Genomic DNA, 26,689 nt, shown 5'->3' on the forward strand with positions numbered 1-26,689 from the left:
ACTCAACAAACCTATCTCGGCGATTGACGATGAGTTCGATTGTGCAGGCGATAACGACCTATGGGCCGATCTCCCGTGCGAGCGTTGCCAAGATGACGGGCTACTCCAAACAGACTGTTTCCGAGATTGTCGGATCACTGGAACAGGACGGTTGGGTTCAAACCGTTGGCCGTACAGAAGGCAGTGTTGGTCGCCGTGCAGTTGTATATGAAATCGTTCCTGATGCTGCCTTGGTTGCCAGTATCGATCTGGGCGGTACCAAAGTGCGCGTTGCATTGTGCAATCTTGCCGGTGCAGTCGTTGTCGAAAGCACCGAGCCGACGACGCAGGAGGGCGGTCAGGCTGTTGTTGACCAGATTGCGACGATAATAGTGAACACTGCGCGCATGAATAATATCGCGAGTGAAAAGGTACGGGTCGCCGTCGTCGGCGTGCCGGGTGTTCTGGATGCCAAAACTGGCAACATTAAATTTGCTCCTAATATTCAAGGTATTGATAAAATTGATTTTATCGGCAGCTTGCAGGAGCGCTTGGGCATTGAGGTTCTTGTTGAAAATGATGTGAACCTTGCCGCACTTGGTGAGCATTGGATGACACGCCAAGGCGAAAGAGACGATCTGGTATTTCTGTCTATCGGTACCGGCATCGGCGCCGGTTTGGTTATTGGAGGACAACTCGTTAGGGGCGCAACCGGCGCAGCTGGCGAAATCGGATATATCCCGTTTGGTGCTGATCCCTATGAAGCTGAAAGCAAACAGGTAGGCGCGCTTGAACGGGTAACCGCTACGCGCGCCATCCTTGATGAATATGCAAAGCTGAGCGGTAGCACAAAGACAGTTCCTGAAATTTTTGAAGCAAGTTTAAAGGGCGACACGGTCGCCACTGATGTGTTGCGAAGTGCCGCAAGCTATATTGCGCGTGCAGTCGCATCAATTGCTGCGGTTGTTGATCCGGCCTGTGTCATAATTGGTGGCTCCATCGGTTCGCGATCTGAATTGATTGAGATGATTGAAGCGGAAATTAACCGGTGTTTCCCGCGCCTGATACCTGTTGAAGCATCTGTACTCGGCAACCATGCGGCGCTTGCGGGCGGCGCTTCGATCGCCCTGTCGAGGCTACATATTTCTTTGTTTTCCGGCGGGCTTGCCGGTGCTGAAATCATAATTCCGCCGCCGGCTTTAAAAACATATCAGGAGTATGCGGTGTGAGCAGCGATTTGAAAAAGAAGCTGCTGGATGCGCAGGATAAGGAGGCGGATATTGCAATGCTTCGCGCGGCAATCGGCAGGCAGAGTGTTACCGGTGACGAGCATAATTTCGTAAACTTCCTGTCTGAGACTATGGCCGATATGAAACTCGCTCCATGTACCGGAGAGTTTTTGCCAGAGCGGCCAAATGTATGGAGCACTGGGTCAGGCAATGCTGACGGGCCCAATATCATGTTTGTCGGACACACCGACACGGTGCATGTGCGCGGTTGGGCGGAAAACTGGAAAGGAACCGAACGCGAGGATCCGTTCGCGGCCCCGATAATCGACGGTGAGATTTGGGGGCGTGGAGCCTGCGACCTGAAAGCCGGTATATGCGCTGCATTGGGCGCAAAGCGTCTTCTGGATACCGCCGGCATAGAGCTTGAAGGCAATGTATCATTTGCCTTTATCGGAGATGAGGAAAGCGGCGAAGAAGGAACGGGCGTCAGTGCTGGCGCTAAGGACTTAGTTACCCGTATCAAAAGCGGCGAAATCGCAAAGCCGGATTTTGTTATTTATGTCGAGCCGACAAAGCTTGATGTTTATACCGCGCAAATTGGCTTCTTTATCGCAGACGTTAAAATTACCGGAAAATCTGCATATTTCGGAACGCCCCATGAAGGTGTTGATGCGCTGAAAGCGACGCATAAAATTCTCTCAGCTATCTGGAAGCATGGCGAGGAATTGACCCAAGGCGACAGTCACGCATTTCTCGGTACGTCAGATATTTTGGTAACCGGAATAAACGGCGGTGGCTATATCGCTGTGCCCGGTGAATGCAATATATCTCTCATCAGAAAGCTGCGGCCGGGCGAACAGCTGGATGAAGCCGTGGCGGCTTTTGAAGCAGCGGTTCATTCAGTTGAGGCTGAAGAGGGTATCGCAGTTTCGATTTCATATCCTGCCGGACGGGATCATAGCCATGGTGGGTCTCCGGTTGAGATTTCACCGGACCATCCTGCAGCACTCAATCTTGCTGATTGTATCAAAGAAATTTGCGGAGATCGCGGCGTTATTGGCGGCGCACCCTATTGGTCAGAAACCCCTTTCTTCGTGAACGAGATCGGGTGCCCGGCGATCTATTGCGCACCGGGAGATATCAGCGTCGCGCACACGTTCGAAGAGCGGGTCAATGTTGATGAATATTTGGCAGCGATACGCGCTTTTGCGCTGTTTATTGCGCGCTATTGCGGAACAAAAATCTAAAGGAGGAAACGAATGAAACATCTTGTTAAAACGATCTTGTGTGGTGCGGCAGTCATGCTGACGCCGATGATTGCCCAAGCCCAAACCATTGGGCCGAAAGGTGAAGCAGCAACACCGTCATCTGAAATTGTCGTTTCAGACAGCAGTGCTGAAACTTTGAAGAATGGTAATTACACGGCAGCGCTGCTTTGGCACGATCAATCTGATTTTGTGAATGCTGTCACGGCAGGCGCAACCGCAGAATTTGAACGCTTCGGCGTTGAGGTTGTTGCAACAACAAGTGCCGGATTTGATGCTGCAAAGCAACGCAGCGATATTGAAACAGCGCTCACCAAGAAGCCGAGCATCATTTTGTCATTGCCCCTTGACCCTGTAACGTCAGCTGCGGCTTTCAAAGAAGCAAAAGACGAAGGCGTGAAGCTGGTATTTTTATCTAACCTGCCTGCCAATTACGAACATGGCACAGATTATACAACTGTTGCCACAGATGATCTCTTTCAAATGGGCAAACAGGCCGCTGATGCGCTTGCAGCATCAATGGAAGAAAAAGGCACTGTTGGCTGGATTTATCACGATGCTGATTATTACGTGACGAACCAGCGCGACAATGCGTTCAAGACAACCATTGAAAATGATTATCCCAATATTTCAATTGTTGCAGAGCAGGGTATCAGCGATCCTGCACGTGCTGAGGAAATCGCGAACGCGATGCTTCTTCGTAATCCTGATCTGGGTGGCATTTATGTAACTTGGGCGGGGCCGGCTGAAGGTGTGCTCGCGGCTCTACGCGCGAACGGAAATAAGACAACAAAAATCGTAACGCTCGACCTTTCAGAACCTGTTGCACTCGATATGGTGCGCGGCGGAAATGTTGCGGCGATCGTGGCGGACGAAGCTTACGAACTGGGCCGCACAATGGCCGCTGCCGCAATGCTTGATCTGCTGGATCAAGACGTGCCGCCATTTATCGTGGCACCGGCCGTCACAGTTACCGCGGACAATGTGAGCGAAGGTTGGATGCAGTCCTTGCGCGTGGAAGCGCCTGAAAGTCTACGGTAAACGCCTTAATCCGTGGGCCTGTATCAACAGGTCCGCGCACTTTACTCACACAGCGAAAGTTTGAAATGATGTCCTTACGCTCGCGCCTGCCCAGTTTCGATTTCCAACAAATGGTCGTCTATATTGGCTTTATTGCGATCTTTTTGTTCTTCGCAGTCACACTGTACGACGATGGCTTTTTAACTCAGCGTAATCTGACCAATATATTGCTGCAAACAGCACCTGCAACGATTATGGCGATCGGCTTGGTGTTTGCTCTATCGGCCGGCGAGATAGATTTGAGCTTTGGCTCCATCGTTGCTGTTTCCGCACTGACTGTAGCTGTTGTTCTGCAAGACTATCCGCTCATTGTTGGCGTTGCAGCCGGGCTTGGCGTAGGTGTTGCTATCGGTGCATTGAATGGCGTTTTGGTTGCCTATTTAAAGCTTCCGTCATTTCTGGTGACGCTGGCAACGATGGGGCTTTTTGCCGGTATTGCCCGCTCAATGACCGATCTGCGCTCTGTTCCGGTTATGAACGAGACATTCACTGGAATATTTGGATCAGGCAAACTCTTTTCGCTGCCTTCTCTTGTCATCTGGACGGCTATTGGCGTTGGGGTCGGACACCTTGTTTACCGTCAGACACGATTTGGCGCCCATGTCCTGGCAACGGGTGACAACCCCAGAGCTGCATTGGTAACCGGTATTAAAGTTGCGCGTATTCGCCTTTATGTTTTGATGATCAGCGGCTTTACCGCTGGTATGGCCGGCTTGCTTTACGCCGGACGTTTGCAGGCTGCCAAATACACATTGGGCGAAAGTGATCTGATGACCGTTATTGCGGCTGTTATCGTGGGCGGTACAGCGCTGAATGGCGGCAAAGGCTCTATCATAGGTGCGTTGCTTGGCTCCTTGTTGATGGGGATGCTCAATAATGGACTCATTCTGATGAATTTGCGTGTTTCGGATCAGATGATCGTACGCGGACTGATTATCCTGCTCGCCGTTGCCGTGTCGCTGCGCGACAGCAAACGCTAAAAGGAGAGTACAATGTTTTTAGATGTTTTGATGCGCAGAAATCCCCGGTTTATTGAGGCCGCCATGGCATTGCATCAGCAAGGTTTTATTCCGCCGAACTCCTATGTTCTTGATCTGGATATGGTGGAGAAAAATGCAAGAGTTTTCTCTGAGAAAGCGTCAAAGCTGGGCTTGAAAACTTTTGCCATGACCAAGCAGGTCGCGCGCCACTCTGGCTTTTGCGCTGCGATTATGCGCGGAGGCATCAACCGTTCTGTCGCTGTGGATATGGACTGTGCAATTAGCTGCCATCGCGCCGGATTGAAAACAGGTCATTTAGGACATTTGGTTCAAGTGCCGCGCGGGGATGCGGATTTTGCAGCCGCGCAATTGCAGCCGGACTATTGGACTGTATTCAGCCATGAAAAAGCTAAGGAAGCTGCACAGGCTGCCCACAAAGCCGGTCGTGTTCAAAATTTACTTGCCCGCATTCAAATGGAAAATGACACTTTTTATCGTGGTCATGAGGGCGGATTTTCAGCATCAGATATTTGTGAAGTAGCCGATCAGATAGACGCACTAAACGGTGCTAAATTTGCCGGTGTGACAACATTTCCAGCGCTTCTGTTCGATCTGGAAACACGCAAGGTAAAAGCAACACCTAATCTTGATACTCTGGCGCGCGCATCAGAGGCGCTGGCAGCAGCAGGCCGGTCGGATATTGAAGTCAATGCACCGGGCACGAACTCTGCCGTCATGCTGGAGGCGCTGGCCAATGCCGGTGCAACACAATGCGAACCAGGCAATGCGCTTCACGGCACAACGCCATTACATGCGGTTGAGGATTTGCCTGAAGGGCCTGCAGTTCTTTATTTGAGCGAGGTTTCCCATCACCATGGCGATAATGCGTTCTGTTTTGGCGGCGGTCTTTATATTGATCCTGTCTTTCCAAAATATGATGTGAAGGCACTTGTGTCCTCAGAGCCGACAAGTTCGAAAAGTGCTTTATCCTCAGTTGAAATACCGGATTATTCTGCCATCGATTACTACGGCATGATTGATGCTGCCGGACCTGTAAAGCCGAATGCAGGCGATACGGTTATATTTGGTTTCCGAGGCCAGGCATTTGTAACTCGCGCCAATGTTGTTGGCGTCTCGGGTGTCGCGTCTGGCAAGCCTGTGGTTACTACCATTGAAAATATCTTCGGTCAGGTCATTGATTGGCCGGAAAGGCAATTGTGATGAGCGAACAAAAAAATCTTCTATCACTTAGAAATATTCACAAGGCCTTTGGCGGCGTAATCGCCATTCAGGATTTTTCACTGGATTTGAAAGCAGGGGAAATCGTTGCTCTTGTTGGCGATAATGGCGCTGGCAAGTCAACATTAATTAAGATTATCTCCGGCGTTTACACGCCGACATCCGGTGATATTGAACTGGATGGAGAAGCAATTTCATTTAGAGATGCCAGCACAGCACGCGCGAAGGGTATCGAGGTTGTTTATCAGGATCTTGCGCTGGCTGACCAGCAACCAGTATTTATGAATATGTTTCTTGGGCGCGAACTGACAAAGCCGCCATTTGGCCTCTTGGACAAGCAGCGTATGCGGGAGGAATCGCAGCAACTGGTTGATGAACTGGATGTTCGTATTCCCTCTGCAGCTTCTACCATCAGTGAATTGAGTGGCGGACAAAGACAAGGTATTGCCATTGCTCGGGCTACACACTGGGCAAGCAAGCTAGTCCTATTGGATGAGCCGACGGCTGCGTTGGGCGTTGCGGAAACGGCGAGAGTGGAAGACCAAATCGCCAAACTGAAGGAAAAGAACCTCGCGATCCTGATAATCAGTCACAGCTTGGATCAGGTCTTTAAATTATCAGACAGAATATGCGTTCTGCGGCGCGGCAAACAGATTGGTGTGCGTGAAACTAAGAACACTGATAAAAATGAAATCGTGTCCATGATCACTGGAGTCGCCTGATATGAATCATGCGGTTCTTGAGACGCAAATGTCCAAAGAAATCTTTTCAATACCGGAAGTGTTACATGGGCAAATTGAAGAAGGCCTCGATCTTTATTTGGAGACGGGCAGGCAGGTTGCTGCTTCCAATCCACGCGGATTTGTAACATGCGCGAGAGGAACGTCAGATAACGCGGCTACGTTTTTCAAATATATTATTGAAACGCATACCGGTCTGCCTGTCACTTCAATGGGGCCTTCAGTCGCATCGGTTTATAATGCCCGTTTGAAATTGGATGACTTTGTCTGTCTTACCATTTCTCAATCAGGTGGCAGCACGGACCTTGCGGCCTTGCAAGCCGCTGCCAGCAGGGGCGGCGCGCGAACAATAGCAATACTGAACGAGACGGATAGCCCTGTCGGGCAACAGGCAGATATTGTTTTGCCGATGCTTGCAGGTGCCGAAATAGCTGTGGCAGCGACAAAGTCGTTCGTGAGTTCCTTATTTGCAATTCTCGGTTTCGTTGCAGGATATACCAACGACAACGAACTGGAAAAAGAACTGCGCAATTTTCCGGGCACTGCGGCAAAGGCCCTTGAATGTGATTGGTCTATGGCTGATTTTGCGCTGGCGCGTGCGTCTTCTGTTTTTGCGATTGGCCGCGGGCCGGGACTTGCGGTATCAGCCGAAGCTGCGCTCAAATTGAAAGAAACGTGCCGTATTCATGCCGAAGTATTCTCAGCGGCTGAAGTGCTGCATGGCCCTGTTGTTCTGGCAGAGAAAAACTTTGCTGCTTTTGTGTTTCAGCCCAGCGATTACGCACAAGAATCTGTGCTGACTGCTGCACACTCGATGCGTGAAAAAGGGGCTGACGTATTTGCAATCACTACGCAGGCCAATACAGATAGATCGCTGATATCGCCAACGACAGATCATAGTCTTTTGATGCCGGTTGTTCAGATCATTGCATTTTACAGATTTGTCGAAGCGCTATCGAGAAAGCTAGGTGAAAACGCAGATGCGCCTGAAGGGCTTAACAAGGTAACTGTAACTGTTTGAGTTGGCTTTAAATTTAGTCTGCCTCGCCATTGTTACCGATCTTGAGCAGGTAAGATCTGAGTAGATTGTTCAAATCTGCAAACTCCTTGTCCGAAAAAGGAGCAACAAGCCGCGCCTGTGTGTTGACATGATCTGTCACGGCGTCATCGATAAGCCGCCGACCTTTTTCTGTTAAGCTGATCAGCACACTGCGCTTATCCTGCGGGTTTTGGATACGCTCTACAAGCTTTTCTTTTACCAACTGATCGATCCGGTTCGTCATTGTGCCGGATGAAACCATCATCGTTTCGAGTAGTTGATTGGGCGATAGACTATGCGGCGGTCCTGACCGTAAAAGCGTCGCAAGCACATCAAAGCTTGCAGCATTAATACCGTGACGTGAAAATGTCGCTGCCATTTCACCTGACAGATGAGTTGATACTCTGATCAACTGCCCAATCAGTTCCATCGGCTCTGTATTTAAGTCAGGTCGCTGCTTTGCCCACTGGGCTCTAATTTCTTTGATATCGAACATCGTCATATAAAATCTATAATTTATCTTGACGTCAAGATTTATTTATATATCTCTACGTCAAGATAAATTATAGGTTTGCCATGACACGTACTTTCGATCTTGCTTTGACCGCTTTTGCACCACTGATCTGGGGAAGCAGTTATATTGTCACGACACAGTTTCTTGCGAATCTGGATCCGCTTACAATCTCCTTACTGCGTGCACTGCCCGCAGGACTTTTCCTTTTGTGTTTGGTCAGACAGCTTCCGAAGGGAAGCTGGATCCCCAAAATGCTGTTGCTCGGCGCTTTGAACTTCTCGATCTTCTGGTCACTTTTGTTTTTTGCCGCTTATCGTCTTCCCGGAGGCGTGGCTGCGATCATGGGTGCTGTACAACCTCTAATCGTCATTTTTGCCGCCCGAGCATTACTTGGCTCGCCTATCCGCGCTTTATCATTGATTGCCGTTGCCACAGGCTGCCTGGGCATTACTCTGCTCATCATATCCCCAGAGTCTAAGCTTGATGCGCTCGGTATTATTGCTGGTTTGTTGGGGTCGGCCTCTATGGCATTGGGCACAGTACTTAGTCGTAAGTGGCAACCGCCAGTTTCTGCTCTGACTTTCACGGCATGGCAGTTGACTGCTGGTGGGTTGCTCTTGCTGCCCTTCGTGGTTTGGGCTCCAACACAATGGTCAACGATCACGCACACGAATGTTCTGGGACTTGGATATCTTGGCTTGATTGGCGCAGGGCTAACCTATTTTATTTGGCTGCGCGGTATCAGGAAACTACAGCCCTCAGCTGTTTCCATTTTAGGTTTTCTAAGCCCTATCAGCGCATCACTGCTTGGCTGGTTGGTGTTAAATGAAACGCTTACGCCGGTGCAGGGATTGGGCATGGTGATTGTTTTGATAAGTGTATTTGCAGGGCAGCACGCACTTAGACCCAAGACCAAGCGGAACTAGGTTGTAATTATCAAATCGAGGCAAATTTTTGTAAAGTTCGGCCGAATAGAATGCGTCGATTTGGCATCTTCGATAGGCTCTTATTTCTTATAAGGTTCTGGCTTTAAGGGGTAAGTACATGAACAAAGGACTACGGTACGCTGCCTTTGCCGAAGCGTTGACATTGCTGGTACTTGTTTTCGTTGCCATGCCTCTCAAATATGGTGCGCAGATTCCGGCGGCGACATCAATTATGGGGCCAATTCATGGCATGATGTTCATGCTTTTTATCTGGTTTGTCATTCGCTCATTGTCGGAAGGAACTTTAGATCGCGGTGAGGCTGCCCGCCTTATCATCGGTGCATTTCTCCCCTTTGGTGGTATAATCAACGAAAGATGGCTCCGTAACCGGCGCTCTGAAAGGTCAGCGAATGCTTTATGAAATTACAAAAGCCGCCCATATTATCGCGGTGGTGGTTTTAATCGCTGGCATGGTTGCAGCCACATTGTTCTTGATGCGCCCCAATATGGGTATGTCGAATCTTATAAAAAGATATGACCGGCTTGTTACGACACCAGCAATGCTGTTGGTTTGGGTAATGGGTATCCTGCTTGCGGTACAGGGCGGTTGGTTTAGCGATGCATGGCTTTGGGTGAAAATTGTATTTGTTGTCGGGCTATCAGGTTTGCACGGCACGATATCAGGCAGGCTACGGCGCTATGATGGCAGCACTGTCCCGACACAAAACTCAAGCGGATGGATTTTCCTTTCGGCTGGCTTTGCGCTTTTGATTTTGATTGTTTTACTCGTCACAACCAAAGCCTTTTAATTTTTCGAATATTGATTTGCGTCGAAGCCGCGTTTGAAATCAGATGTTTAGCCTGTACTTGCCGGTGAAGTATTGCGCGTATTCCTGAAACGAGATGCTGATACCTTCTTACATGGCCACATAAAGCACCATAGGCTTGAAAAATTGCATTAAATACCTTATCATATGATAAGGTATTAATAGTCATATGAGGTGAGTTATGTCGTTTGCAGTCGCTCACATAGCTGAGCAACCGAAGCTGGTACCCCTACAGGATAAGTCCAAGATAGCAGCTTTAATCAAAGCTGTGGTTAGAACGGCCGATAGTTGGTCATTGACCAATGCGGAAGCTGCGGCATTGTTCGATGTGCCGACAGCCACATGGAGCCGCATGAAAGCTGGCACTTACGCCGGAAAACTGGATCAGGATAAGGTTACCCGTGCGAGCTTGCTTATTGGCCTCTATAAGGGATTACGCCTGCTGTTTAACGGGCCATTGACCTATGGTTGGCCCAAAATGCCCAATAATGGACCGGATTTCATGGGGCGTACACCGATTGAACTTATGATTGCGGGCGGTATTCCGTCCATGATGCGGGTACGCCAGCACATCGATGCACTTCGGGGCGGGATGTGATTGATCCAAATCAGATTCCGGTCACACAATTTACAGCGCCTGCCACAATCCGGCTGATCTCGACGGCTTACATCGATGAGCCGGCGATGCGGCCATTGGCCGATAATTCGGACGAGTTGGCTTTTTTGGAAGAGTTGGAGGGCATGACATCTGCCCGGCATGGCAGCGTCATGCCATTACCTGCAGCCGTTTCAGCTTCTGAATTATTGACGGAGGACAGCGGGCATGGATGGACTTATGTCAACGCTGCTTTTTGCTATACGCGTTCGACAGGCAATCGCTTTAACGGTCCCGGTAGAGGCGCATGGTACGCAGGGTGGGGAGATAATGCCGTTGAGACTGCTCAAAAAGAGGTGTGCTGGCATCTAAGCCGCGAATTGGAAGCTGTCGGCGTATTTGATAACAAGACCACATACCGTGAGCTTGTCGCCGGATTACGACTGCTATGTATGATCTGCGTGGACTTCAAGAAGACGCGATTTTCCAAGCTGATCCGCAGATTGCATATCCTGCAAGCCAATCCTTGGCAGGACAATTACTAAGCATAGGCAGTAATGGCGTTCTCTACCCGTCTGTACGTCATCCAGAAGGTCAGTGTTTGGCCGCGTTCAGGCCCAATATTATTCAAAATATCAGGCAGGGCTCGACCTGGCTTTTTGCTTGGTCCGGCATTGCCGATCCTGTCATTCAAAAGGTCGGCTAGATCCGGCAATTAGATTCCATAATACGTAACAGCCTTAGGCGGGTGCACGTCCTGTAGAGCGGCCAAGTGTCAATTCTGCTTCAAGAAGTTTTTCAGGCGGTTTTACGCTTGGGCTTGCAATTATGTCGATGAGCATTGTTGCAAGCTGCCTGCCGGCTTCCCGTACCGATGATTGTGTTGCTGTAAATAGCGGCACTGAGTCATTGTCACGGAAGTAGGAGAGGCGGTCATCATGAGTGACAATTGAAATATCGTGGCCAATCGTTTTGCCTGTTTCCTGTATGGCGCGCAGGGCGCCATAGGCCGTAACGATAGACGAGATCAGCAAGGCTGTCGGCGGATTCTCTGATTTCAGCAGCTCTATTGTTCTATTGTAGCCATAGTGCTCGGTCATTTCATTCGTGGACATTATGGCAGGATCAATAGCGATGTTGTGAGACCGTAGAGAGGTTTCATATCCGTCTCTGCGTCTGTGTGCAAAATCCATGTGCTCAAGCCCGTTGAGTAGGGCAATGCGTGTGTGACCAAGATCATACAAAAAGTCGGTTGCGCGTTGAAAAGCAGACCGGTTGTTGATGTCCAGCCAGGCATAGGGAATATCACAGTCGGTCGCTCTGCCATGAACGATGAACGGCAGCCCTAAATCATTAAGAAATGAAATGCGGCCATCGTTAACCGTTGGGCTTTGAAGAACAACGGCGTCAACCACGCTTTGAGCCTTCATGTCTCTGTAAACTTGGTATTCATCCTCATGAGGCGGGACAATAGACATACTCATCTTGTAGCCGTTGGCAGAATAAACTTCTCCTACGCCTGCAACAAAGTCAGCAAAAACCGGGTTGAGCATCTCATTTTGATTGGATGTCGAAATAACGTGGCCGATTGTAAAAGTCTGACCCATCGCCAAGCCGCGAGCGGATTTGTTGGGCGCATAATTGTTTTGCTTGGCAACGCGCTGCACACGCTCACGCGTACGTTCTGAAACCTCAGGAAAGCCGTTTAGTGCGCGGCTGACAGTGGTCTGGCTTAGGCCCAAAAGTTCGGAGAGCTCTTTCAAATTCATAATCAATTTTTATTCAAAGCGCTTTAAAATTACAACTGAAAAACGTGATTTTCCAAGTTTAATGTCAGTTTCGACGCCGGTGCGTTTGTAATTGAAATCAAAATTTTATGGTTTTTAGGTAGCCCCTTGACAGTATGGCCGCATAGGCTGTTAGTATGAGAAAATCCAAAGCGCTTTGAAAAATGATAGTTCTAGTCTATCGGCGATTGGCAGTGACTAATCTGGGAGGAGAAATTATGGAAACGGTATTTAAACGGGTTATGCTGGCAGGGGTTGCGTCGCTGACCGTTGCAGCGGCAGCAAAAGCTGAGCAGCTTACAGTGTTTGGTCCATGGCTTGGGCCGGACCAGAAAAACATCGAAACAGTGTTGGCCGACTTTGCGGAAAAGTCGGGTCATGACGTTCGTTATGTTGGTTCGGATAGCTTCGAACAACAGATCGTCATTGACGCGGAAGCAGGTTCGGCGCCGAATATTGCGGTGTTTCCACAGCCAGGCTTGGCCGCCGGCATGGCTGAGCGCGGCTTTTTAACGCCTTTGAAAGATGGCGTGGGAGACTGGATAAAAGAAAATTATGCCGCCGGTCAGTCTTGGGTTGATCTCGGCACGTTCAAAAACAAAGAAGGCGAAGACGATCTTTTCGGGTTCTTTTACAAAGTCGATGTGAAATCATTGGTCTGGTACAGCCCTGAAAACTTCGAAGATGCTGGCTACGAAGTTCCTGAAACAATGGAAGACCTGAAGGCTCTGACGAAGCAGATCGCGGAAGACGGGGAAACGCCTTGGTGTATCGGTTTAGGCTCTGGTGGAGCGACCGGCTGGCCTGCGACCGACTGGGTCGAGGATTTAATGCTTCGCACTCAAGCGCCGGATGTCTACGACAAATGGGTTTCAAACGAAATTAAATTTGACGATCCGGCGGTAGTCGGCGCTATCGAAGAATTCGGCGAGTTTGCGCGTAATGATGATTATGTTGCCGGCGGCAGCGGCGCAGTTGCTTCAACCGATTTCCGCGATAGCCCGAAGGGTTTGTTCTCGTCTCCGCCGCAATGCTATATGCACCGGCAGGCTTCATTTATTCCGGCATTCTTTCCTGAAGGAACGGAAATCGGAGCCGATGCGGACTTCTTCTACTTTCCGGCCTATGAAGGGAAAGACCTCGGCTCGCCGGTTCTTGGCGCTGGCACAGTTTGGACAATCACAAAAGAAAATCAGGCTGCGCATGACCTGATAGAATATTTGCAGACCGTTCCTGCACATGAAATTTTCATGGGGCTAGGCGGGTTCCTAACACCGCACAAAGGTGTTGATCTGTCAAAATTCTCAACGGACGCTGCTGCCAAGATGAATGAAATTCTTCTGGGTGCAACAACGTTCCGTTTTGATGCTTCCGACCTTATGCCGGGCGGTGTCGGAGCCGGTTCATTCTGGACGGGTATGGTGGACTATGCAGGCGGTAAAGACGCCTCAGCTGTCGCATCCGACATACAGAAGAGCTGGGACGCGCTTAAGTAAAATCTCAATATTATGCAGCCCGGCTCGCCGGGCTGTTGTTGCCGTCTGAACGTAAAGTTCAGGTGCGGGCGTTTTCTGGGAGGGATAAATGGAAGCTGCGTATAAAGGAATACTCACAATATTTTTGGGCGTTGGGGGATGCCTGCTTTATTACTATTTGTCCAACCAGTTCCTCGATAAGGTTTTATATCCGGCAAAAGGCGAAAAAGCCGGACAAAATATCAATCGGGCAAATATGATCCGCCCGTGGCTTTTCATTTTACCTGCTATGCTCGCATTAGGGCTCTACCTTGCTTATCCCGTTGTGGCGACGCTGTGGTATTCACTCACAGACAGAAATCAGGGTGGCGCATTTATCGGTCTGGCGAATTACCAGCAGATGATGAATGAGCCCAAGTTTTGGGAAGCCATGCGCAATAATATGTTGTGGCTGATCATCGTTCCGGCTGCTTCGACTGCCTTCGGCCTTCTGGCGGCTCAACTGACAGACCGTATTAAATGGGGATCTGTCGCCAAGTCGCTCATCTTCATGCCGATGGCGATCTCTTTCGTCGGTGCTGCGGTCATTTTCAAATTGATTTACGACACGCGTCCGGTTGATCAGGCGCAGATCGGTGTTCTCAATGCTGTATGGTTACAGTTTGAGGGTGGAATCGGCTCCTGGTTAATCCTTCGTCTATTGCCGGCATTGCTAATGCTGTGTGGTGCTGCGATTTCCATTTACGCAGCATATGGTGTGTTTTCAGCAATCCGTGAAAAAGGCGGTGCGGTATTGCGAAGCATTGCCGTAATTTTTCTGGCATTTATTGGCTATTCCTTTTTATCGCTCGCTGCAGGAGCGTTTACCGCTGTGCATGAATATGGCGTTCCGCAAAACTGGCTTACAATTCCCGGCTGGAATTCATTTCTATTGATGGTCGTACTCATCTGGATACAAACAGGTTTTGCGATGGTTATTCTGTCGGCAGCCCTGCGCGGTATCCCGGAGGAGACAGTCGAGGCGTCAATCGTCGATGGTGCAAACCCGTTTCAGGTTTTCTTCAAAATTAAAATCCCACAGATTTCCGGAACCATAGTCGTGGTTTGGACCACGATCACTCTGGTCGTTTTGAAAGTCTTTGACGTGGTGTTTGCGATGACCAACGGCCAATGGGAAACGCAGGTTTTGGCCAACTACATGTTTGATAAATTGTTCAGAGCCAATGACTGGGGTGTCGGCTCCGCATCGGCGATGGTGATTATGCTTTTGGTCAGCCCAATTCTGATCTGGAACGTTTACAACGCGCGCAAGGAAATGAAGTGATGGATAATATCGCTGGTAAAAAGTCCGGCTTGGGCTGGGTTGTACAAATCTCTGTCATCGCGCTGGTTTTGCTATGGTTGTTTCCGACTGTGGGCCTGCTTGTGTCTTCTTTCCGGACAGCAGATCAAATTTCTGAATCCGGCTGGTGGCGGGCATTGTTTCCGACACAGCAAAACATGACATTGCGCGCCGCTGATCCAGATGACGAGGGCGCGCAGGCATTGGTCGGCGATCTCTACGTGATCGAAGGCAATCTCTTCGAAGAAGATACTGAAGCCACTATCAGTGTCTGGGGAACCTCATCCCGCGCTATCGACGCCTATAAGGCAGGCGAAACAGCGGAAATGAATGATGGTGAAATCATCACGGTGCAGGAAAATGGTGACTATCGCTGGACGAGCCCTGAAGAACTCTCAGGGCGCGGGCAGCGCGTTTTTGTAACAGCAACAACGCCAGCCGAGTTTACATTAAGCAATTATCAAAGAGTATTGTTCAGTGATGACAGCACCGACAGTATGGCCAACGCATTCTTCAACACGTTGACCGTAACCATTCCGGCGACAATTATCCCGATCGTCATTGCAGCTTTCGCCGCCTATGCGCTGGCATGGATGGATTTTCCGGGCCGTGCGATATTGATTGCGATGGTCGTTGGATTACTCGTCGTGCCGCTGCAATTGGCGCTCATTCCTCTGCTTAGGCTGCACTTAGGCATCGGAATCGGGAAGGGCTATTTGGGTGTATGGCTTGCCCATACCGGTTTCGGATTACCGCTCGCCATATATCTTTTGAGAAATTATATGGTCGGCCTACCGAAAGATATTATTGAAAACGCCCGTGTTGATGGCGCGACGGATTTTCAGATTTTCACCAAGATAATCCTTCCCCTGTCATTTCCAGCATTAGCATCATTTGCAATTTTCCAATTCTTGTGGACCTGGAATGATCTGTTGGTCGCGAAGGTTTTCCTGATTGACGCGACAGGAGAAACAACAGTTATGACGAACCAGATTGTCGAACTGCTGGGAACCCGCGGCGGTAATTGGGAAATATTGGCAACAGCAGCATTCGTATCGATTGCAGTGCCGCTATTGGTCTTCTTTATGATGCAAAAATACTTGGTGCGCGGTCTGCTGGCCGGTTCCGTAAAATAGAAAATTGAAAAATGATTATAGCTACAGCGCAAAAACTAGATAATGCAATAGATCGTGATTGGTGGCGGGGTGCCACAATTTACCAGATCTATCCGCGCAGTTACCAAGACAGCAATGGCGATGGAATCGGCGATTTGGCGGGTATTACAAAGCGTATGCCCTACATTGCGTCACTGGGCGTAGATGCAATCTGGATATCGCCTTTTTTCCGTTCGCCGATGAAAGACTTTGGCTACGATGTCAGTGATTACTGCGATGTCGATCCGATGTTCGGCACGCTCGCGGATTTTGACGCTGTTGTGGATGCTGCCCACCGTTCAGGTATTCGTGTGATGATTGACTTGGTGTTGAGCCACACCAGTGACAAACATGCTTGGTTTGCGCAAAGCCGCCGCGATAAAACCAACTCCAAGTCGGATTGGTATGTGTGGGCTGATCCTAAGCCGGACGGTACGCCTCCCAATAACTGGCTGTCCATTTTTGGTGGTTCCGCATGGCAGTGGGATGGTCGGCGCGAACAATATTACCTGCATAATTTCCTGACGTCGCAACCGGATTTGAATTTTCATAATAGTGAAGTTCAGGACGCTTTGCTGGATGTGGCAACCTTCTGGTTAAAACGCGGTGTTGACGGTTTCCGGCTCGATACCATCAATTTCTATTTTCACGATGCGGAGTTGAGAAGCAATCCTGCTTTGCCGGTCGAGCGGCGCAATGCGTCCATCGCACCATCCGTTAATCCGTACAATCACCAGGAACATTTATACGATAAGAACCGTCCGGAAAATCTCGCCTTCCTGCGTCGCTTGCGGGCCGTCATGGAGCCTTATGGCGCCGCGGCTGTTGGAGAGGTTGGCGATGCCCAATATGGCTTGGAGATACTTGGCCAGTACACCAGCGGCGATGAGCTAATGCACATGTGCTACGCATTTGAATTTCTCGCGCAGGACAAGCCGACAGCAGAGCGGATTGTCAATGTACTGCAAAAGGTAGATGAAGTTGCCAGCGATGGATGGCCGTGTTGGGCATTTTCAAACCATGATGTTCAACGTCATGCTTCGAGATGGAATTTACAGCCTTTTGCACAGCGCATGTTTGCAACGCTGATCATGTGTTTGCGCGGTTCGGTTTGCATATATCAGGGTGAAGAACTTGGTCTTGACGAAGCACGTGTCGAGTTCGAAGATTTGCAGGATCCCTACGGCATCGAATTTTGGCCGGAATATCAGGGCCGTGACGGTTGCCGTACGCCAATGGTTTGGACAACGGACAATAGGAATGGCGGTTTTTCAGAAACAAAGCCTTGGCTTCCGGTTGCACCTGAACAACTGGCCAAATCGGTCGCCGCACAGGAAGCTGATCCTCATGCGATCCTACACCATTACCGGAAGGCAATTAAGTTCCGTCACGCCTATCCGGCGTTGGAAAGCGGGCAGCACAGCGGCCTGACGGTTGAAAATGATGTTTTGTCTTTTTTCCGGCACCTGAATGACGAGACCATTTTGTGCGCGTTCAACGTCAGCAATTCGCCAGCAGAATTTACTCTGCCTACCGGGGATTGGCTGCCGATTGGCGAGGATTTGGGAAGTGCTCAAGCTTCTAAAGATGGTCGCGTAGAGCTGGCACCTTGGCAGGTTTGCCTGCGGCTAAAACAGTAACAGTTAAAACCAAGAGGCTATTCCATGGCAAATGTTAGATTGAAAGATGTGGGTAAGACCTACGGCGGAACTGTTGCTGTTCTTAAAGATATTAATTTGGACATTAAGCAAGGCGAACTGATTGTTTTCGTCGGCCCTTCCGGCTGCGGAAAGTCAACTTTGCTCCGGATGATTGCAGGTTTGGAAACAATTACGGAAGGCACGTTGGAAATTGGCGACAGGGTGGTCAACGATATCCCGCCTGCGCAACGCGGCATTGCAATGGTGTTTCAGTCCTATGCGCTTTACCCTCATATGACTGTGCGTGAAAATATGGCCTTTGCCTTAAAGCTTGCCAAGAAATCACAAACTGAAATCGATGAGGTAATCAGCCGCACAGCCAAAACTCTGCAATTGGAAGAATATCTGGACCGTTTGCCCAAGGCGCTTTCCGGTGGACAACGGCAGCGTGTGGCAATCGGCCGGTCTATTGTTCGCGATCCGCAGGTTTATTTGTTCGATGAGCCATTATCGAACTTGGACGCTGCATTGCGTGTGGCGACCCGTATTGAGATTGCCCAATTAAAAGAAGCAATGCCCGAAAGCACTATGATCTATGTGACACATGATCAGGTGGAAGCCATGACATTGGCATCGCGAATAGTGGTTTTGGCGAATAAAGGAATTGCTCAGGTGGGCACACCGCTTGAGCTGTATGAGCGGCCGGAAAATGAGTTCGTTGCTCAATTTATCGGTTCGCCCGCAATGAACCTATTGCAGGGTGAAATTATCAAAACCGGTATGCAAACGACTGTAAAACTTGCCAGTGGCGGTACAGCAGTCTCTTCGATACCGACGAAACCTGAAGACAAGGGGTTGCAGGTTAATGTCGGCGTTCGGCCGGAAGACATGATCGAAACAAGCGATGATTTCATTTATGAAGGCACCGTTAAAATTCAGGAAGCGTTGGGTGAGGTCACGCTGCTGTACTTTGAAAAGTCCAGCAATGGTGAAAGCGTGATTGGGAAACTTCCGGGAATCCACACCGGTTTGCGCGGCAATAAAATCCGTGTAACCGCCAACCCGGATAAGGTTCAAATATTCCATAATGGGCAATCACTTTACTACCGCTGAATTCGCCCATGCCTCCTTAGGAACAAACTCGCGCGGGTGTAGGTTCTGCCTGTTGGGGTTCTCTCAACCTTTGGCTTCACTGGAAAATTGCCAACTCGGGCTGGATTAACGCCTTTTTCCGTTTGGATTGCTCTATAAACTGCCTTTCAGCGCAAGAATGTTCCAAAATTAAAGGGATTTTCCTTGACCTTCCAGCAGGTGGAAGCTCCACCTTGGAGTTAACTGTTTACGTTTTGCTGTCGGGGACGTTGGTCAGCGCCGATTGTACCAACTGTTTTTCAGCATCATTTATTGGCGGCATTTTGTATGCATAATAGGCAGGGCACAAACATTTTTTGTTATGAACGCTGATAGTTAACTGGGATAATAGATATGAAAACTCTTTTGACCACATTGATTAGTTCCGCAATTTTACTCGCGACATCATCGTCATGGGCCCATTCTCCTATGGAAACCACCATTCCGATAGATAAAGCGCAGTTAGAGACGGTGCCAGGACGATTACAAATGAACTTCAAAAGTCCGGCGCGTATTTTAAAAGTCGTGATGACTCATTCGCTTGATGGAACCTCGCGCGAAACACGTTTGGATTTGCCGACACGTAAAGCCATAAAAAAAATTGAATTTACTCCTGAGTTCATGGGCGCTGGAGAGTATAAAATTGAATGGCGTGCCCTAGGAACTGATGGCCATGTCATCAAAGGTGATTTCTCATTTGAAGTGTCAGGCTAAAAACCTTGCAAGACGTCGTGTCATTCTGGAGTGTTTTACAAGCAACCTTGCTTACGCCTTGGGGCATTGCTGCTAGCGTAACCAAATTATTTCTATATGTCGCCAGCTTGTTATCTGTAGGTATGTTCCTATTTCGCATGGCGCTGCCCCGCGCTGGGGATGAGGTGTCAAGTGCCTTAAAGCCGCTGGCACTGATTGCAATCATTGTAGCGATGTTGGTTACTGTTATCCGTGTGCTCGTACAGGCGGGCCGCATGATGGATGACGGTATTGTTGGCATGCTGGATCCGGAAATTATTTCAATCAGCTTGGAAGGGCCTCTAGGGCAATCAACCTATCTGAGACTTGGCGGCCTTTCTCTGCTTCTAATAGCAGCTTTATCAAGACCGCTACGTGTGCCGGCAACGCTGTTCGGCGCTATCATGGTGACAGGTTCTTTTGCGTTAACCGGCCACGCAACGCGCGATCCGCAGCTGCTTCTTGGCGGGCTGATAATGTTCCATCTTTTGGCTGTAAGCTATTGGCTGGGAGCGTTGCCTGCACTTTATCTTTTGGCTCACCCAAAACGGAGTTTCGCTCAAGCCGCTGAAGTGGCCGACAAGTTTGGAAAGCAAGCAAGCGTGATTGTCCCGATGCTAATTATCGCCGGCGCAACCTTTTTATGGTTGCTATTAGAAAACCCGTTTAAGCTCTTCGACACTAATTACGGCATCGTCATGTTGGCTAAGATCGGTGGTGTCTCGATTGTATTGCTGTTTGCAGCATTGAACAAACTGAAATTTGTTCCGGAGCTGGCAAGAGGGGCTCCCGGAGCCGCCGCCCGCTTCCGCAAATCTTTGCGGTTTGAGGTCATGGCATTTCTTTTGGTTTTTATGGCTACGGCAGTTCTAACCACGTCATTCACAGTTCCGGTATAGGGCAAGGTATCATGGTATCCAGACGTAATATTTTGAAGGGAATAGCTGGTGTTGCAGCGTCAATTCAACTGCCGAAGTTTGCATTGTCGCAAACAAGCGATGGCGTCTTTGAACTGGTTGCCGGTCCTTCAAGGCAAAAGCTCTATAGCAATGAGGGGGTGGAATCTGACTTATGGTCCTACAATGGATCAACGCCCGGGCCGGAAATTCGTGTCAAAAAAGGTGAACGCGTTCGTATAAAATTTGTAAACAATCTTGAAGAGCCAACTTCTGTCCATTGGCATGGAATTCGTATCGATAATGCAATGGATGGTGTTTCGGGTTTAACACAGGAGCCTGTTCTACCAGGGGACAGCTTTATTTATGATTTTGTCGCGCCAGATGCAGGCACCTACTGGTATCATGCCCACAACAAGAGTTGGAACCAAGTCGCGCGCGGGCTTTATGGACCTCTTATAGTCGATGAAATTGAACCGCTGTTTGATGATCAGCATGACCTAACTCTAATGATTGATGACTGGCGCCTTGCGGGAGAAGGAGCAGTCGATCTCGCAAGTCTCGGATCTTTAATGGACTGGTCTCATGCTGGTAGATTGGGTAACTGGCTGACCGTAAACGGACAGCCAGTGCCAACCCTAAAATTGAAACGCAACGACGTTTACCGGTTACGTTTAATTAATGCTGCCAATGCGCGAATTTTCGAAATTGATCCCGCCCGCATTAATGCAAGAGTGATTGGCTATGATGGGCAGTCTTTGAAAGATGCTGTAACGTTGAATTACGCGCCTTTGATGATTGGACCGGCCCAACGTGTAGATTTGATCGTCACCCCCAAGAATGATTTTACTCTTGATGAGATTTCAGGCGATGAACCTTTTCCGATGATTAATTTTGAAGTGGGTATCGAAAGCGGTAATGAATCCGATCCAGTCAAGCTAGTAGCAAATGACCTACCTGAACCAGATTTGGAAAATGCCAAGACCTTTACCCTCGATATGACTGGCGGTGCGATGGGCGGGTTTGTCGAAATAGTTTATCAGGGTGAGAAGCTGAAGGGTGAAGCATTTCGCACATCGCGGCAGGTTTGGGCATTCAACGGTGTCGCAAATCTCGCTGAATCGCCCTTTTTCGATGTCAATCAAGGTGAGACCGTTATCATTGAGACGATCAATAATACTGGTTGGGTACATGCAATGCATATACATGGTCACCACTTTAAAATTCTAAGCAGGTCAGGCGCGACTGTCGATGAAGGAGAGATGTGGCGGGACACATTTTTAATTGGACCCGAGCAGAAAACCAAGATTGCTTTTGTGGCCGACAATAAAGGTAAATGGCTATTTCATTGTCATATGCTGGAGCATGCGGCGGCCGGTATGAATACATGGTTCAATGTGACATGAGCTCTATCGTTCTATAAACAGACTTTTAAAGTTTGGCTAAATCGTGTTTTCAATGAATGCGGCCCGACTTTAACAGAGAAAATTCTATGGATGCCTTCGGCTTAATTTCGCTCAAAAGCGCGTATCTTCAAGCCACAGTGATGCCTTTCGGCGCGACACTGGTTGATTTGCGAATTAAAGGTGCCGAGAAGTCACTTATCCTCGGTTGGAGTAACCCGGAAGATTACGCGGCGAACTCTTATGTTTTTGCAGGTGCTGTTGTTGGCCGCTATGCAAATCGGATTGCATATGGCCGAGCTCAAATCGACGGTCAAAATCTGGAGCTGGAAATTAACAGCCCGCCGCACCATTCCCATGGCGGCAATGTAGGTTTTTCCTCACAGAACTGGACGCTCGTTTCTCAGACACACTCATCGGTCGAATTTTTATTGCACAGTCCTGATGGAGCAGGCGGGTATCCGGGTAATCTGGATGTGCGGTGTGTTTATGAAATCGTCAGGGACAATATTTTGCGGCTTGTTTTTGAGGCGAAAACAGACAAGCCGACATTTTTGAATATGTGTCATCACCCGTACTTTAATCTTAAAGGACAGGGCGACATCCATGATCATAAACTTGAAATTGCCGCTAACCACTACTTGCCGCATGATGGGTCGGTATTGCCTACCGGAGAAATTTATCCCGTAGCAGATACGCCCTTTGATTTCCTGCAGGAACGTCAGGTCAAAAGCGCTGAACAATCTTCCCCGCATTCGTATAACCATACTTATGCGTTGGCGCGTAAGAGCCGGCAGGTGCCGCATTTTGCGGCGCGCTTATCCGCGCCTGATAGTCCGGTGATGGAAGTGTGGACCACACAAACCGGATTGCATTTTTACAATGGCTATAAAATTCCAAATCTCGGCGGGGGGCTCGACGGCCGCTCTTACTATCCGTATTCCGGCCTTTGTTTAGAGGCGCAAAATTGGCCTGATGCGCCAAATAATGAAGGTTTCCCCAGCGCAAAACTTCTGCCAAACGAGACTTATAGAGAAGTAACCGAATACAAGTTCTATTGATATTATAATGGCTTAACGGAAAGCTGAGTGGTGTTCTCCGCTGGGGCTTTACATGATATTTTTTGTAATATATTACATAAAATATGAAAACAGATATTATAGAAAACAAGTCACTTGCCGATAAGGCTTATTACGTTCTGCGGCGCGCAGTGCTGACGAACGTTCTGGTCGCGGAGTCGCTGTGGTCAGATCGTGAGCTATGCGAAAAGTTTGATCTGAGCCGGACACCCGTCCGCGAGGCGATTTTGCGCTTGCAGCTTGAGCAGCTTGTGCAAATCGTGCCGCGAAAAGGCATGCGGGTCATGCCTCTGCGCCTGGAGGATGTGCGCGATATTCATCAGGTTACCAAGGCTTTGGAATTGGAGGCCGCGTTACTGATCGCCAAAAGTGATGATCGCGATGAGGTGTTGGCAAAGATCAAAGATTCTGTCGAAGAGATGGAGCGCGCAATGGAGGCTGAAGATCGCGATGCCTGGGTGTTGGCCGATACACGCTGCCACTTTGCAGTTGTTGATATGTGCGGAAACAAACGGCTTGCGGACATGTACCACGCGCAGCGCGGCCTGACAGATCGCGCACGGTATTTTGCGCTGCATATTCGCGAACTACCGATGCAGTCCACGGTAGAGCACCGGCAGATGTATGAGGCTTTGCTGAAACGGGATTCACAGGAGCTGGAGAAATTGTATCGCCAGCACTGGGATAGGACCACAGAAGAAATGCTCACCATTATTGAGCGTCACACAAGTGGTCTTGCGAATACGACGCTCAAAATGAGCGCCGGGATATGAAGCAATAATTCATATCCGAAAATTCACAATCTAATGGGAGGAAGTTGAAATGAAACTCAAAGTATTGAGCGTGGCGTTGCTCGCGGCAACTGCAATGACAGGGCAGTCACTTGCCGCAGAAATGGTGATGAAAATCGGCACCGTGGTGTCGGGTGATCATCCGGAAAATGTTGGTGCCCGCGAAATCAAGCGCCTTGTTGAAGAGCGCTCCAACGGCGACATTGAAGTGCGCGTGTTCACGGACAGCCAGCTTGGAAACCAGCGTGAAATGGTCGAGCAGCTACGCTCCGGCACATTGGAAATGACATGGGTGACAACCGGCTTTTTCGGCTCTTGGGTTCCTGAAATGGGCGCGCTTGAAATCGGTTATCTGTTTAAAGACCGTGAGCATTCGTTCCGTGCGTTTGGCGGCGAGCTCGGGCTGGAAGTGGCTGACAAAGTAGGCGAACATGGCGTTGAATTGCTCGGCTATTTCGAAGCCGGCATGCGCCATCTGACGAACTCGAAAGCCGCCATCAACGGTCCGGATGATCTTCAGGGGCTGAAGATCAGAACGCCAAAGTCGACTTACCACTTGCGTACGCTGGAAATGATGGGTGCCAATGCAACGCCAATGGCCTTCAACGAGCTTTATACGGCGATGGAACAGGGCGTTGTCGATGGACAGGAAAATCCACTATCGAACATTTACAACGCCAAGTTTTCAGAAGTGAACGACCATTTGGCACTAACAGGTCACCTGCACCTGACGCATATGGTTCTTTATTCCGAGCAGCTTTGGGATCAGGTGAAGCCGGAATATCAGGATATTATACGCCAGGCGGTTTTGGATGCTGCTGTTGTGCAGCGCGAAAAAGTCGCTTCGGATGATGCCTCCTTGCTTTCCGAGTTGGAAAAAGAGGGCATGCAGGTAACACGTCCGGATCGTGATGCATTTGCAGCCAAAGTGGCGCCATTGCGCGAAGACGCCATTAAAGAGTTTGGTGACGGTGCAAAACGCTGGATCGAACTCATCGATTCCGTACGTGATGACGGTTAAGTAAAAATGTCTTCTCCAAATAAGAACGGTTTCTTCGGCACGCTTATGCGTGTCGAAGAAGCGATCATCTCATGCATGAAATGGTGCATCATTCTGGGAATGGCGGGAATGGTGCTGGTTGTTTTCCTGCAAATCACGTCGCGCTATTTATTTTCTTTTTCACTTGGATGGTCTGAGGAAGTCGCAAGACTGCTCTTCATTTGTATCGTCTTTTTAGGCGCCGCTATATTAGCGCGCCGCGAACAACATCTTACCGTGACAATTTTTACCGAAATGTTTCAGGGGCGTTTGCGCCATTTTGCGGCGGCCTTTGCTTCTTTTGTTGCGCTGGTCTGCAGCTATTATTTGGTGCGTGGCGGATACGCGACTTTGATCAGAGAGTGGGATCAGCGCACGCCCGGTTTGCAGTTTCCGATGGGGGTCATTTTCACAGTCATTTTCATTTCCGTAACGCTGATGGCTATTTGGCTTTTCGTCGTCATGATTAAACACGGCCGCCAAATCTTTATAGGTGATGAAACATGAGTTCCTTGATTGTTTTATTTGGCGTTTTCTTTGTTCTCTTGTTGCTTGGAACACCGATTATTTTCAGCCTTGCCGCTGCGGCTATGGTCGTTCTTGCATCGATAGATCTGTTATCTCCGCAATTGGTCATGCAGCGCGTTTATGCGGGACTGGACAGCTTTCCAATGCTGGCTATTCCCTTCTTCATGGCCGCTGGAGCTTTGATGGAGCATGGCGGTATCTCACGGCGTCTCGTTAATTTCTCCTCCTATCTGGTGGGATGGATTTCCGGCGGGCTTGGTCATGTTGCTGTGATTGCATCAACGATATTTGCCGGCATATCCGGTTCTGCGGTTGCAGACACGACTGCAATTGGATCGACAATGATCCCGATGATGAAACGGCGTGGTTACGATGCTTCTTTCTCCGCATCTGTCGTCGCTGCAGCGGGTGTGATTGGCCCGATTATCCCGCCATCCATTCCATTGGTTCTCTATGGTGTGGTCTCAGGTGTGTCGATTGGTGCGCTCTTCATGGGGGGAATTATTCCCGGCCTTATGATGACAGTCGGCTTGATGGTGCTGATCTATCTGAAAGCAAAACGCAGCAATTGGGAAATTGAGGCTGAGCCGTTCACCTATGCCGGATTGTGGCAATCTTTTAAATCAGCCGCGGGCGCGCTTGTTATGCCGCTTATTATTGTTGGCGGAATTTTGGGCGGTGTATTTACAGCGACAGAAGCTGCTGTTGTGGCAACTGTCTATGCGTTGCTGGTTGGACTTTTTGGGTACCGCGAATTGAAGTTCAGTCAATTGCCTGAACTGTTTTACTCGGCCGGACTTAACACGGCTGTCGTTATGGTCATCGTTGGCGTGGCCAATCTGGTCGGTTATGTGCTGACGATTGAACAACTTCCGCTTTTGCTGTCCGAGTGGTTTTCAGACCATATTACCAATGTTCTGATATTGCTGCTGGTTATCAACATTTTGCTTTTGATCGCAGGCTGCTTTCTGGACGGTGGCTCGGCCATTATCGTTTTCACACCGGTATTGCTGCCAGTAATAAAATCATTTGGCATCGACCCGGTATTCTTTGGTGTGATGATGACCGTGAACCTGATGATCGGTACAGTCACGCCGCCGGTAGGTCTGTCGCTATACATCGCAAGCGGCATCGCAAACATATCGATCACTCAGATCTGCAAGGCTATTTTTCCGTTTCTTTTGGTGCAGTTGGTGGTTCTCACCCTAGTCACTCTGTTCCCGGAAATTGTCCTGCTCGTTCCAAAACAATTTTATAGTTTCTGACATCTAAAGGATTA

General features: G+C 49.3%; 28 protein-coding genes. 26 read left to right on the forward strand and 2 right to left on the reverse strand.

The window, feature by feature from the left end; all coding sequences use genetic code 11:
• The first annotated feature begins 29 nt into the window (after positions 1-29).
• The 7 genes from SU32_RS02700 to SU32_RS02730 all read left to right on the forward strand — a co-directional run bounded on the left by SU32_RS02700 (position 30) and on the right by SU32_RS02730 (position 7,533).
• Positions 30-1,208, forward strand: a complete 1,179-nt coding sequence (locus SU32_RS02700; protein WP_245625477.1) for an ROK family transcriptional regulator — start codon at positions 30-32, stop codon at positions 1,206-1,208.
• Complete coding sequence (locus SU32_RS02705; protein WP_053997778.1) at positions 1,205-2,455, forward strand: M20 family metallopeptidase; 1,251 nt, start codon at positions 1,205-1,207, stop codon at positions 2,453-2,455. Before SU32_RS02700 ends, SU32_RS02705 begins: the two co-directional genes overlap by 4 nt.
• Before the next feature lie 12 nt (positions 2,456-2,467).
• Complete coding sequence (locus SU32_RS02710) at positions 2,468-3,514, forward strand: substrate-binding domain-containing protein (protein WP_053997779.1); 1,047 nt, start codon at positions 2,468-2,470, stop codon at positions 3,512-3,514.
• A 65-nt stretch (positions 3,515-3,579) separates the two neighbouring features.
• Positions 3,580-4,533 (forward strand): ABC transporter permease, encoded by a 954-nt coding sequence (locus SU32_RS02715; protein WP_053997780.1) that lies wholly within the window; start codon positions 3,580-3,582, stop codon positions 4,531-4,533.
• Between the two features lie 12 nt (positions 4,534-4,545).
• A complete protein-coding gene (locus tag SU32_RS02720; protein WP_053997781.1) occupies positions 4,546-5,754 on the forward strand; it encodes an alanine racemase in 1,209 nt (402 codons plus the stop codon).
• Entirely contained in the window at positions 5,754-6,494 is a 741-nt protein-coding gene (locus SU32_RS02725) for an ATP-binding cassette domain-containing protein (protein WP_053997782.1), read from the forward strand. The genes SU32_RS02720 and SU32_RS02725 overlap by 1 nt, the downstream gene beginning before the upstream one ends.
• A gap of 1 nt (position 6,495) precedes the next feature.
• The gene (locus SU32_RS02730; protein ID WP_053997783.1) at positions 6,496-7,533 is read left to right on the forward strand and encodes an SIS domain-containing protein; all 1,038 of its coding nucleotides are present in this window, start codon (positions 6,496-6,498) and stop codon (positions 7,531-7,533) included.
• Positions 7,534-7,546: 13 nt separating this feature from the next.
• On the opposite strand, the gene SU32_RS02735 is transcribed toward SU32_RS02730, so the two are convergent.
• Entirely contained in the window at positions 7,547-8,047 is a 501-nt protein-coding gene (locus SU32_RS02735; RefSeq protein ID WP_144421016.1) for a MarR family winged helix-turn-helix transcriptional regulator, read from the reverse strand.
• Positions 8,048-8,127: 80 nt separating this feature from the next.
• Here SU32_RS02735 and SU32_RS02740 point away from each other — a divergent pair, with 80 nt between their 5' ends.
• From SU32_RS02740 to SU32_RS17695, 6 genes are all read left to right on the forward strand, one after another.
• A complete protein-coding gene (locus SU32_RS02740; RefSeq protein ID WP_053997785.1) occupies positions 8,128-8,991 on the forward strand; it encodes an EamA family transporter in 864 nt (287 codons plus the stop codon).
• 118 nt (positions 8,992-9,109) lie between these two features.
• Positions 9,110-9,412: a DUF3817 domain-containing protein gene (locus SU32_RS02745; RefSeq protein ID WP_053997786.1), complete on the forward strand. Its 303-nt coding sequence runs from the start codon at positions 9,110-9,112 to the stop codon at positions 9,410-9,412.
• On the forward strand, positions 9,402-9,800 hold the full coding sequence (locus tag SU32_RS02750; RefSeq protein WP_053997787.1) for a CopD family protein: 399 nt from the start codon (positions 9,402-9,404) through the stop codon (positions 9,798-9,800). The genes SU32_RS02745 and SU32_RS02750 overlap by 11 nt, the downstream gene beginning before the upstream one ends.
• A 199-nt stretch (positions 9,801-9,999) precedes the next feature.
• A complete protein-coding gene (locus SU32_RS17490; RefSeq protein WP_053997788.1) occupies positions 10,000-10,416 on the forward strand; it encodes an antitoxin Xre-like helix-turn-helix domain-containing protein in 417 nt (138 codons plus the stop codon).
• The gene (locus tag SU32_RS17690; RefSeq protein WP_053997789.1) at positions 10,413-10,958 is read left to right on the forward strand and encodes an RES family NAD+ phosphorylase; all 546 of its coding nucleotides are present in this window, start codon (positions 10,413-10,415) and stop codon (positions 10,956-10,958) included. Before SU32_RS17490 ends, SU32_RS17690 begins: the two co-directional genes overlap by 4 nt.
• The gene (locus SU32_RS17695; protein ID WP_082376355.1) at positions 10,862-11,119 is read left to right on the forward strand and encodes an RES family NAD+ phosphorylase; all 258 of its coding nucleotides are present in this window, start codon (positions 10,862-10,864) and stop codon (positions 11,117-11,119) included. Before SU32_RS17690 ends, SU32_RS17695 begins: the two co-directional genes overlap by 97 nt.
• A 34-nt stretch (positions 11,120-11,153) precedes the next feature.
• On the opposite strand, the gene SU32_RS02765 is transcribed toward SU32_RS17695, so the two are convergent.
• On the reverse strand, positions 11,154-12,182 hold the full coding sequence (locus SU32_RS02765) for a substrate-binding domain-containing protein (RefSeq protein ID WP_053997790.1): 1,029 nt from the start codon (positions 12,180-12,182) through the stop codon (positions 11,154-11,156).
• A gap of 260 nt (positions 12,183-12,442) precedes the next feature.
• On the opposite strand from SU32_RS02765, the gene SU32_RS02770 reads away from it, so the two are divergent.
• From SU32_RS02770 to SU32_RS02830, 13 genes are all read left to right on the forward strand, one after another.
• A complete protein-coding gene (locus SU32_RS02770; protein WP_211097666.1) occupies positions 12,443-13,696 on the forward strand; it encodes an ABC transporter substrate-binding protein in 1,254 nt (417 codons plus the stop codon).
• Between the two features lie 88 nt (positions 13,697-13,784).
• Positions 13,785-14,999 carry a carbohydrate ABC transporter permease gene (locus SU32_RS02775; protein WP_053997792.1) on the forward strand — a complete coding sequence of 405 codons (1,215 nt, stop codon included), beginning with the start codon at positions 13,785-13,787 and terminating at the stop codon, positions 14,997-14,999.
• Positions 14,999-16,153 carry a carbohydrate ABC transporter permease gene (locus SU32_RS02780; protein ID WP_053997793.1) on the forward strand — a complete coding sequence of 385 codons (1,155 nt, stop codon included), beginning with the start codon at positions 14,999-15,001 and terminating at the stop codon, positions 16,151-16,153. The genes SU32_RS02775 and SU32_RS02780 overlap by 1 nt, the downstream gene beginning before the upstream one ends.
• An 11-nt stretch (positions 16,154-16,164) precedes the next feature.
• Complete coding sequence (locus SU32_RS02785) at positions 16,165-17,811, forward strand: alpha-glucosidase (protein WP_053997794.1); 1,647 nt, start codon at positions 16,165-16,167, stop codon at positions 17,809-17,811.
• A gap of 24 nt (positions 17,812-17,835) precedes the next feature.
• A complete protein-coding gene (locus tag SU32_RS02790; protein WP_053997795.1) occupies positions 17,836-18,924 on the forward strand; it encodes an ABC transporter ATP-binding protein in 1,089 nt (362 codons plus the stop codon).
• A 372-nt stretch (positions 18,925-19,296) separates the two neighbouring features.
• Entirely contained in the window at positions 19,297-19,656 is a 360-nt protein-coding gene (locus SU32_RS02795; RefSeq protein WP_144421011.1) for a copper resistance CopC family protein, read from the forward strand.
• Positions 19,657-19,661: 5 nt separating this feature from the next.
• Entirely contained in the window at positions 19,662-20,573 is a 912-nt protein-coding gene (locus tag SU32_RS02800) for a copper resistance D family protein (RefSeq protein ID WP_144421012.1), read from the forward strand.
• An 83-nt stretch (positions 20,574-20,656) separates the two neighbouring features.
• Complete coding sequence (locus SU32_RS02805; RefSeq protein ID WP_245625479.1) at positions 20,657-21,976, forward strand: multicopper oxidase family protein; 1,320 nt, start codon at positions 20,657-20,659, stop codon at positions 21,974-21,976.
• An 86-nt stretch (positions 21,977-22,062) separates the two neighbouring features.
• Positions 22,063-23,034 carry an aldose epimerase family protein gene (locus tag SU32_RS02810; protein ID WP_160316283.1) on the forward strand — a complete coding sequence of 324 codons (972 nt, stop codon included), beginning with the start codon at positions 22,063-22,065 and terminating at the stop codon, positions 23,032-23,034.
• 83 nt (positions 23,035-23,117) lie between these two features.
• A complete protein-coding gene (locus SU32_RS02815) occupies positions 23,118-23,825 on the forward strand; it encodes a GntR family transcriptional regulator (protein WP_053997800.1) in 708 nt (235 codons plus the stop codon).
• Between the two features lie 49 nt (positions 23,826-23,874).
• A complete protein-coding gene (locus SU32_RS02820) occupies positions 23,875-24,864 on the forward strand; it encodes a sialic acid TRAP transporter substrate-binding protein SiaP (RefSeq protein ID WP_053997801.1) in 990 nt (329 codons plus the stop codon).
• Positions 24,865-24,870: 6 nt separating this feature from the next.
• Complete coding sequence (locus SU32_RS02825) at positions 24,871-25,389, forward strand: TRAP transporter small permease (protein ID WP_053997802.1); 519 nt, start codon at positions 24,871-24,873, stop codon at positions 25,387-25,389.
• Positions 25,386-26,675, forward strand: coding sequence for a TRAP transporter large permease (locus SU32_RS02830; RefSeq protein ID WP_053997803.1), 1,290 nt, complete (start codon positions 25,386-25,388; stop codon positions 26,673-26,675). The genes SU32_RS02825 and SU32_RS02830 overlap by 4 nt, the downstream gene beginning before the upstream one ends.
• Positions 26,676-26,689 lie beyond the last annotated feature (14 nt).

It is taken from the genome of Ahrensia marina (assembly GCF_001293565.1).
In the GTDB taxonomy this organism is placed as follows: Bacteria; Pseudomonadota; Alphaproteobacteria; order Rhizobiales; family Rhizobiaceae; genus Ahrensia; species Ahrensia marina.

Bases quoted from the DNA above. Each gene is read 5' to 3' on its own strand.
- SU32_RS02700 (WP_245625477.1), top strand. From the start codon at position 30: ATGAGTTCGATTGTGCAGGCGATAACGACCTATGGGCCGATCTCCCGT.
- SU32_RS02710 (WP_053997779.1), top strand. From the start codon at position 2,468: ATGAAACATCTTGTTAAAACGATCTTGTGTGGTGCGGCAGTCATGCTG.
- SU32_RS02715 (WP_053997780.1), top strand. From the start codon at position 3,580: ATGATGTCCTTACGCTCGCGCCTGCCCAGTTTCGATTTCCAACAAATG.
- SU32_RS02720 (WP_053997781.1), top strand. From the start codon at position 4,546: ATGTTTTTAGATGTTTTGATGCGCAGAAATCCCCGGTTTATTGAGGCC.
- SU32_RS02725 (WP_053997782.1), top strand. From the start codon at position 5,754: ATGAGCGAACAAAAAAATCTTCTATCACTTAGAAATATTCACAAGGCC.
- SU32_RS02730 (WP_053997783.1), top strand. From the start codon at position 6,496: ATGAATCATGCGGTTCTTGAGACGCAAATGTCCAAAGAAATCTTTTCA.
- SU32_RS02735 (WP_144421016.1), bottom strand. From the start codon at position 8,047: ATGTTCGATATCAAAGAAATTAGAGCCCAGTGGGCAAAGCAGCGACCT.
- SU32_RS02740 (WP_053997785.1), top strand. From the start codon at position 8,128: ATGACACGTACTTTCGATCTTGCTTTGACCGCTTTTGCACCACTGATC.
- SU32_RS02745 (WP_053997786.1), top strand. From the start codon at position 9,110: ATGAACAAAGGACTACGGTACGCTGCCTTTGCCGAAGCGTTGACATTG.
- SU32_RS02750 (WP_053997787.1), top strand. From the start codon at position 9,402: ATGCTTTATGAAATTACAAAAGCCGCCCATATTATCGCGGTGGTGGTT.
- SU32_RS17490 (WP_053997788.1), top strand. From the start codon at position 10,000: ATGTCGTTTGCAGTCGCTCACATAGCTGAGCAACCGAAGCTGGTACCC.
- SU32_RS17695 (WP_082376355.1), top strand. From the start codon at position 10,862: ATGTATGATCTGCGTGGACTTCAAGAAGACGCGATTTTCCAAGCTGAT.
- SU32_RS02765 (WP_053997790.1), bottom strand. From the start codon at position 12,182: ATGAATTTGAAAGAGCTCTCCGAACTTTTGGGCCTAAGCCAGACCACT.
- SU32_RS02770 (WP_211097666.1), top strand. From the start codon at position 12,443: ATGCTGGCAGGGGTTGCGTCGCTGACCGTTGCAGCGGCAGCAAAAGCT.
- SU32_RS02775 (WP_053997792.1), top strand. From the start codon at position 13,785: ATGGAAGCTGCGTATAAAGGAATACTCACAATATTTTTGGGCGTTGGG.
- SU32_RS02780 (WP_053997793.1), top strand. From the start codon at position 14,999: ATGGATAATATCGCTGGTAAAAAGTCCGGCTTGGGCTGGGTTGTACAA.
- SU32_RS02785 (WP_053997794.1), top strand. From the start codon at position 16,165: ATGATTATAGCTACAGCGCAAAAACTAGATAATGCAATAGATCGTGAT.
- SU32_RS02790 (WP_053997795.1), top strand. From the start codon at position 17,836: ATGGCAAATGTTAGATTGAAAGATGTGGGTAAGACCTACGGCGGAACT.
- SU32_RS02795 (WP_144421011.1), top strand. From the start codon at position 19,297: ATGAAAACTCTTTTGACCACATTGATTAGTTCCGCAATTTTACTCGCG.
- SU32_RS02810 (WP_160316283.1), top strand. From the start codon at position 22,063: ATGGATGCCTTCGGCTTAATTTCGCTCAAAAGCGCGTATCTTCAAGCC.
- SU32_RS02815 (WP_053997800.1), top strand. From the start codon at position 23,118: ATGAAAACAGATATTATAGAAAACAAGTCACTTGCCGATAAGGCTTAT.
- SU32_RS02820 (WP_053997801.1), top strand. From the start codon at position 23,875: ATGAAACTCAAAGTATTGAGCGTGGCGTTGCTCGCGGCAACTGCAATG.
- SU32_RS02825 (WP_053997802.1), top strand. From the start codon at position 24,871: ATGTCTTCTCCAAATAAGAACGGTTTCTTCGGCACGCTTATGCGTGTC.
- SU32_RS02830 (WP_053997803.1), top strand. From the start codon at position 25,386: ATGAGTTCCTTGATTGTTTTATTTGGCGTTTTCTTTGTTCTCTTGTTG.